The sequence below is a fragment of the Caballeronia jiangsuensis genome, assembly GCF_046030135.1.
In the GTDB taxonomy this organism is placed as follows: Bacteria; Pseudomonadota; Gammaproteobacteria; order Burkholderiales; family Burkholderiaceae; genus Caballeronia; species Caballeronia jiangsuensis.
On sequence record NZ_JAQQDB010000082.1, the window covers coordinates 1 to 7,704 of the forward strand.

Annotated in this window: 7 protein-coding genes; 6 read left to right on the top strand and 1 reads right to left on the bottom strand. The window is 64.1% G+C overall.

Translation table 11 applies throughout. The annotated features are described in order from the left end of the window. The first annotated feature begins 86 nt into the window (after nt 1–86). Nucleotides 87–662, top strand: coding sequence for a polyhydroxyalkanoate synthesis repressor PhaR (gene phaR / locus PQR08_RS38235; RefSeq protein WP_035500980.1), 576 nt, complete (start codon nt 87–89; stop codon nt 660–662). Nucleotides 663–729: 67 nt separating this feature from the next. Here phaR and PQR08_RS38240 read toward each other — a convergent pair whose 3' ends face one another. Then, nucleotides 730–1,515 carry a hypothetical protein gene (locus PQR08_RS38240; RefSeq protein WP_250483681.1) on the bottom strand — a complete coding sequence of 262 codons (786 nt, stop codon included), beginning with the start codon at nt 1,513–1,515 and terminating at the stop codon, nt 730–732. A gap of 250 nt (nt 1,516–1,765) precedes the next feature. Here PQR08_RS38240 and rimO point away from each other — a divergent pair, with 250 nt between their 5' ends. The 5 genes from rimO to PQR08_RS38265 all read left to right on the top strand — a co-directional run bounded on the left by rimO (nt 1,766) and on the right by PQR08_RS38265 (nt 7,205). After that, nucleotides 1,766–3,103, top strand: coding sequence for a 30S ribosomal protein S12 methylthiotransferase RimO (gene rimO / locus PQR08_RS38245; protein ID WP_238214382.1), 1,338 nt, complete (start codon nt 1,766–1,768; stop codon nt 3,101–3,103). A 3-nt stretch (nt 3,104–3,106) separates the two neighbouring features. Then, entirely contained in the window at nt 3,107–4,030 is a 924-nt protein-coding gene (locus PQR08_RS38250; protein ID WP_238293098.1) for a sugar kinase, read from the top strand. A gap of 55 nt (nt 4,031–4,085) precedes the next feature. Further along, nucleotides 4,086–5,270, top strand: coding sequence for a beta-ketothiolase BktB (bktB, locus tag PQR08_RS38255; protein ID WP_187604630.1), 1,185 nt, complete (start codon nt 4,086–4,088; stop codon nt 5,268–5,270). A gap of 11 nt (nt 5,271–5,281) precedes the next feature. Then, entirely contained in the window at nt 5,282–5,935 is a 654-nt protein-coding gene (locus PQR08_RS38260; protein ID WP_250483680.1) for a hypothetical protein, read from the top strand. Between the two features lie 70 nt (nt 5,936–6,005). Next, a complete protein-coding gene (locus PQR08_RS38265; protein ID WP_250483679.1) occupies nt 6,006–7,205 on the top strand; it encodes a cystathionine beta-lyase in 1,200 nt (399 codons plus the stop codon). The last annotated feature ends 499 nt before the right edge of the window (nt 7,206–7,704 follow it).

The following is a 7,704-nucleotide window of genomic DNA, read 5'->3' on the forward strand; positions in this document are numbered from 1 at the left end:
CGGCGAACATGCAGCAGCGCTTTTTTGCGACAACGCAAGACCTGCTTGCTGCCATCGCAGTAAAGTTTTGCGTTTAAAGGCGTTAAATGACCACCACTACTACTACAAAGAAAGCCGCCGAACGACTTATCAAAAAGTATCCGAACCGTCGGCTGTATGACACGGAAACGAGCACCTACATCACGTTGTCGGATGTGAAGCAGCTCGTGCTCGATCAGGAAGACTTCAAGGTGCTCGATGCGAAGAGCAACGACGACCTCACGCGCAGCATCCTTCTGCAGATCATTCTGGAAGAAGAGAGCGGCGGCCTGCCGATGTTCTCATCGGTGATGCTTTCACAGATCATCCGCTTCTACGGTCACGCGATGCAGGGCATGATGGGCACGTATCTGGAAAAGAACATCCAGGCGTTCATCGACATCCAGCAGAAGCTGACCGAGCAGAGCAAGGGCATCTACGACGGCAACGCGCTCAATCCGGAAGTCTGGTCGCAGTTCATGAACATGCAGGCGCCGATGATGCAGGGCATGATGACGAGCTACATCGAGCAGTCGAAGAACATGTTCGTGCAAATGCAGGAGCAGATGCAGACGCAGGCGAAGTCGATGTTCAACACATTCCCGTTCCCGACGCCCACGCCGCCGTCGACGGAGAAGAAGTAATCCATTTCAGGCGCGCGTACGGGCGACGGGTTTGGGCGCCCGGTGCGAGCGAGCGCGCGTCGGATGCCTAGAGTCCGCCTACCGCTCTTGCCGGGTCCTGCGCCCACGCCGCGCCGAAATCTCCGCGATAGGTGTACGAGCCGTGGTGCGCGAGCTTCGAGCGGGCATCCACGTAGACCTTTCCGCCCAGATCGCGCCAGCGGCGGCAAAACGCGTAGTCCTCGGAAAGATAGCGTCCGGTCTCGCGCTCGACCATCACGTCGAAGAAGCGATGACAGTAGCCATGCAGCGGCGAGTCGGGCGGCGCGTCCGGCGTGTATTGCAGTTCGGGCATCCGCGCGATCATCGTTTCGAGCACCGCGCGGCGAATGCACATGAAGCCCGTCGGCGCTTCGTTGACTTCAAGGAAACCGTCGGCGTCGATCTCGAGGTGCGCGCCCGCGTGCGCGTTGACCGGATAGCGCAGCGCACGCGTCAGAAACTGTTCTTGCGTGAGGCCGGCGGGAATGTCGCCCGTCCAGTCGATGCGCTTGAGCGGATAGACGCCCGCGACGACATCGCGATCCGCCAGCAACAATCGCAGCGCCTGGTCCGGTGTGAAGCCGATATCGGCATCGATCCAGAAAAGATGCGTGTGCTGCTTCTGCGCGAGGAAATGCGCGACGGCTTCGTTGCGCGCGCGGGTCACGAGACTTTCGCCGGAGAGGATGCGCACCGAGCCTTGCACGCCGAGTTGCCAGAGCTCGTTGGTGAGGGCGAGCATGCTGGTGGCGAAGCCGGAGGTCACCTGGCCGGAATAGCAGGGCGTCATGAAAAGGGGATTGAAGTTGCGCAGAGCGGAGGCGTCGAGCATGAGAACGGGTTATGTGTGAGCCGAAAGCGGCGAAAAGGGCGGCGAGTTTGCGGCGCCCGGCCCGCGAAGGGAATGGGACAAGGACGGAAAGCGTCCCGATGCATATCGGCCGCTCCGGAGCTGCGAAACCGTGCCATCGGCACTCCGGGGTAAAATGTTGGATTGGCCTCGCGCGTCCCCACAAGACACTGTTCCCGTGAAAAATTCTTTAGATTCAACCGCCAGAACGACTCCCGCGCCGAAAATCGGCATGGTGTCGCTCGGCTGCCCGAAAGCGCTCGTCGATTCCGAGCAGATCATCACCCAGTTGCGCGCCGAAGGTTACGAAATCTCCGGCACCTATGACGGCGCGGACCTCGTCGTTGTCAACACCTGCGGCTTCATCGACGAAGCCGTGCAGGAAAGCCTCGACGCCATCGGCGAGGCATTGAGCGAGAACGGCAAGGTCATCGTCACCGGCTGCCTCGGTGCGAAAAAGAGCGCGAGCGGCTCGGGCCTCATCGAGGAAGTGCATCCGAAAGTGCTCGCGGTCACCGGTCCGCACGCGACCAACGAAGTGATGAACGCCGTGCACACGCACCTGCCGAAACCGCACGACCCGTTCACCGATCTCGTCCCGCCCGCCGGCATCAAGCTGACGCCGCGCCATTACGCGTATCTGAAGATTTCGGAAGGCTGCAATCATCGCTGCACGTTCTGCATCATTCCGTCGATGCGCGGCGATCTCGTGTCGCGCCCCGTCGCCGAAGTCATGCTCGAAGCGGAAAATCTCTTCAAATCCGGCGTCAAGGAACTGCTCGTCATCTCGCAGGACACGAGCGCATACGGCGTCGACGTGAAGTACCGCACGGGCTTCTGGAACGGCAAGCCGCTCAAGACGCGCATGACCGATCTCGTCGGCGCGCTCGGCGAACTGGCCGCGCAATACGGCGCGTGGGTGCGGCTGCACTATGTCTATCCGTATCCGAGCGTGGACGACGTGATCCCGATGATGGCCGAAGGCCCGCTGCGCGGCCACGTCCTGCCGTATCTCGACGTGCCTTTCCAGCACGCGCATCCCGAAGTGCTGAAGCGCATGAAGCGCCCGGCCAATGCCGAGAAGGTGCTCGAACGCGTGAAGACGTGGCGTGAAATCTGTCCCGATCTGACCATCCGCAGCACGTTCATCGCGGGCTTTCCGGGCGAGACGGAAGAGCAGTTCCAGACGCTCTTGGACTTCCTCGAAGAAGCGGATCTGGATCGCGTCGGCTGCTTCGCGTACTCGCCGGTCGAAGGCGCCACCGCGAACGAACTCGACGGCGCGCTGCCCGACGAAGTGCGCGAGGAACGCCGCGCGCGCTTCATGGAACTGGCCGAAGAACTGTCGGCGAAGCGCATGAAGAAGAAGGTCGGCAAGACGCTGAAGGTGCTCGTCGATGAAGTGAGCACGGACGGCGGCATCGGCCGCACGGCGGCGGATGCGCCGGAAATTGACGGCGTCGTGTACATCGCGCCGGCGACGAAGGCATCGAAGCGCTACAAGGCCGGCGACTTCGTGTCGGTGAAGATCACCGGCGCCGATGGCCACGATCTCTGGGGCGAGGTGTAAGCCATGCCGCAAACGCCGCAAATTCTCGCGCTCGGCGAGGCGATGATCGAGTTCAATCAGTCGACGCGCGATCAGCCGGACTATCTGCAAGGCTTCGGCGGCGATGTCTCCAACTTCCTGATCGCGGCATCGCGCCAGGGCGCGGCGACGGGCTTCGTGTCGGCGGTCGGCAACGATCATTTCGGGCAATTGCTGCTCGATTTGTGGCGATCGGAAAACGTCGATACCTCGACGGTTCGCGTGGACCACGACGCTCCCACCGGCGTCTACTTCGTGTCGCACGGCGAGAACGGGCATCGCTTCGACTATCTGCGCGCGGGCTCGGCGGCGAGCCGCTACGCGCCGTCGCATCTGCCGCTCGACGCGATCGCCGCCGCGAAGGTCGTGCATCTGTCGGGTATCAGCCTCGCGATCGGCGTGGCGGCGTGCGACGCCGCGCTCGCCGCGATCGATCACGCGCGCACACACGGCGTGAAGGTCAGCTTCGACACGAACCTGCGCCTGAAGCTGTGGCCGCTCGCACGCGCGCGCGCCGTCATGCTCGAAGCGATCCGCTCGACGGATATCTGTCTGCCGAGCTGGGACGACGTAACCTTGCTCACGGGTCGCGAGGACAAGGACGCGATCGTCGACGCGCTGCTGAATCTCGGCCCGAAGGTCGTGGCGCTGAAGCTCGGCCGCGAAGGCGCGTATATCGCGACACCCGACGAGCGGCGCGTCGTGCCGGGCCGCGTCGTGAAGGCGGTCGATGCGACCGGAGCGGGCGATTGCTTCGGCGGCGCGTTCATCGCGCGCATCGTCGCGGGCGACGATCCTTTTACCGCGGCGCGCTATGCGAACGTCGCGGCGGCGTTGTCGACGCAAGGCTTCGGCGCGGTCGCACCGATCCCGGATAAAGCCACCGTCGAGCGCGCGCTCGGCGAATGACGAATCGATCATCGAACGAGTTACCAGATCAACACAACCCAGCGGAGACGGCAACATGCAACGTGAAGTAGTGGTGGTAAGCGGCGTGCGCACGGCAATCGGCGATTTCGGCGGCGCGCTGAAGGACTTCTCCCCGACCGATCTCGGCGCGCGCGTCGTGCGCGAGGCGCTTTCGCGGGCGAATGTCGCGGGCGATGAAGTCGGCCACGTGGTGTTCGGCAACGTCGTTCATACCGAGCCGCGCGACATGTATCTCGCACGCGTCGCGGCGCTCGACGGCGGCGTTTCGCAGCACGCGCCCGCGCTGACGGTGAACCGCTTGTGCGGGTCGGGACTGCAGGCGATCGTGTCGGCGTCGCAGTCGATTCTGCTCGGCGACGCGGATGTCGCGATCGGGGGCGGCGCGGAAAACATGAGCCGCGCGGCGTACATCATGCCCGCCGCGCGCTTCGGCCAGCGCATGGGCGACACGCGCATCGTCGACATGATGGTCGGCGCGCTGAACGATCCGTTCGACAAAATCCACATGGGCGTGACGGCCGAGAACGTCGCGCAGAAGTTCGGCATCACGCGCGAGATGCAGGACGCGCTCGCGCTCGAATCGCATCGTCGCGCGGCGAAGGCGACCGAAGCCGGCTACTTCAAGGAACAGATCCTGCCGATTACGCTCGCGTCGAAGAAGGGCGACACCGTGTTCGACCGCGACGAGCACGTGCGCATGAACGCGACCGCCGAAGACTTCGCCAAGCTCAAACCCGTGTTCGTGAAGGAAAACGGCACCGTGACGGCGGGCAACGCGTCGGGCATCAACGACGCGGCGGCGGCCGTCGTGCTGATGGAGCGCGGCGTCGCGGAAAAGCGCGGTGCGAAACCGCTCGCGCGCCTCGTCGCCTACGCACATTCGGGCGTCGATCCGAAGATCATGGGCATCGGTCCGGTTCCCGCGACGCAGAAGGCGCTGGAGCGCGCGGGCCTGACCGTGAGCGATCTCGACGTCATCGAAGCGAACGAAGCGTTCGCCGCGCAGGCGTGCGCCGTATCGCAGGAACTGAAGCTCGATCCCGCGAAGGTCAATCCGAACGGCTCGGGCATTTCGCTCGGGCATCCGATCGGCGCGACCGGCGCGCTCATCACCGTGAAGGCGCTGTACGAGCTGCAGCGCATCGGCGGGCGTTACGCGCTCGTGACGATGTGCATCGGCGGCGGGCAGGGCATCGCGGCGATCTTCGAGCGCATTTGAAGGACCGAAGGATGATGCAAAGCAAGACCGGGCCGCGCCTCTTCGCGGCCTTCGCGATCTCGGCCGCGCTGCTTGCGCTGGCCGGCTGCAATTCGCCGATGCCGCCGGGTTCGTCCGGCGCGTCCGGCGTCATTCCAGTCGATCAGCGCGAACCGTCGGGCGCCGATGCGCACGGCGCGCAGGCCGCCATCAAGGAGCTTGCGCTGCCGCCGCAGAAGCCGCTGACGCCGAACGCGGAATACGCGCGTTTTCCGCGCTATGTCGGCACGCTCGGCGACAGGCAGATCGAGATGAAGCTCGGCGCGAAAACCGACGAGCCCACCGGCGTGCATGGCGAATACAAGTTCGCCGGCAGTCCGAACGTGATTCTGGTCGCGGGCGATCGCGATGGCGACACGCTCGAGATCGAGGAATCGAACGACGGCACGCATATCACGGGCAACTGGGTCGGCAAGTTCGCGGCGGACGGCAGTGTGTCGGGCGAGCGCATGGACCCGGACGAATCGAACGCGCAGCCGTTCGATCTGCGCCCGGCGGTGCCCGGCAAGACCTTGCCGCCGATGGGCGCGGCCAAGGCGCCGGCCGCGCCGTCGCTTGAACCTGCTCCGCCCGCGCCGCCGAAGAATTCTGTCGGTGGCACGAGCAACGTCATCATCGGCGAATAGGCTGTCTCGACTTCACGCCGCCGGGGGTTTCCGGCGGCGGCTTTTCCTTATTTCGCTTCAAATCGACCTCATGACCGATTCCAGCAACAACGCCCTCGACCGCGACCTGCAGACGCGCATCGTGCAGCCCGAGGATCGCATCACGCCCGGCTTCGAGTCGTTCTCGGTGCCGGTCGCGCGCGCTTCGACGGTGGTGTTTCCCGATCTCGCGACGATGCGCTCGCTCGTCTGGAGCGACGATTCGAAGTGGCGCTACGGCTTGCACGGCACGCCGACGACCATCGCGCTCGCGCAGCGCCTCGCGGCGATCGAAGGCGGCGAGTATGCGCTGTTGCAGCCGTCCGGGCTAGCGGCGATCTCCAACGTTTACTTCGGTCTGGTGAAGGCGGGAGACCACGTGCTCGTGCCCGACAACGCCTATTCGCCGAACCGCGATCACGCCGACTGGCTCGCCGCCGATTTCGGGCTCGAAGTGACTTACTACGACCCGATGACCGGCGCGGGCATCGCCGATGCGATCCGTCCGAACACGAAGCTGATCTGGCTCGAAGCGCCCGGCTCGGTGACGATGGAAGTGCAGGACGTGCCGGCGATCGTCGCTGTCGCGCGGGCGAAGGGCATCGTCACGGCGATCGACAATACCTATTCCGCGGGTCTCACGTTCAAGCCGTTCGAACATGGCGTCGATATCTCAGTGCAGGCGCTGACGAAGTATCAGTCGGGCGGCAGCGACATCCTGATGGGCGCGACCATCACGCGCGATCCGGAGCTGCACAAGAAGCTGAAGCGCGCGCGCATGAGAATGGGCATTGGCGTATCGGCGGACGATGCATCGCTCGTGCTGCGCAGCCTGCCGTCGATGAAGGCACGTTACGAAGCGCACGACCGCACCGCGTTCGCGCTCGCGCAATGGCTCAAGACGCGCCCCGAAGTGACGGCGGTGCTGCATCCGGCGCTGGAGGATTGTCCGGGGCACGCGTTCTATGAACGCGATTTCAAGGGTGGCGCGGGGGGCTTGTTCTCGATCGTGTTCGATGGCCGTTATGCGCCTTCGCAGGTCGATGCGTTCGTCGAAGCGCTCGAACTGTTCTCGATCGGGTGGAGCTGGGGTGGTGCGCACAGTCTCGCGATGCCCTACAACATTTCTTCGATGCGCACTGCGTCGCAATGGCCGCATGAGGGGGTGTTGGTGCGGTTTTATGTCGGGCTGGAAGCGGAGGCGGATTTGCGGGCGGATCTGGAGGGGGCGCTGGGCAACGCGCTTGGTTGACGGACGGATATTTAGGCTTTCGCCGGATCCCGGTTTCGTGTCGGTTTATTAGCACTGCCCCTCCCCGGGGCGGGGGTCACTTTCTTTGCTGCTGCAAAGAAAGTAACCAAAGAAAGCAGCTCGTTCAGGCCCGCGGTCACACGCAGTTTGGCCATGCTTGCCAGCCGCAGGCGGCACTCGCCTAAGTGTCGCCCTCGAAGGACTTACCGGGCTTGGCTCGCGCACGGTCTGACACATCGCACTACAGAACAAACTGGTTCAGCACCAAATAGCTCCAGCCCGCTTCGCGGCCGATGGGTCAATCGAGTTTGCGTGCGCTTCTTCTTCGTTGGTTTCCCTCGCATACCCAACGGCAGCGCGTAGCGCTGTGCCGAAGCTCTCTCGTGCTGAACCAGCACGCCACAACACTTGGGGCGGCAGACCGTGCGCGAGCCACGCCCGATTAGGCCTTTGGGGGCGACACTTAGGCGAGTGCCACCGCGGGCTGGCAAGCATGGCC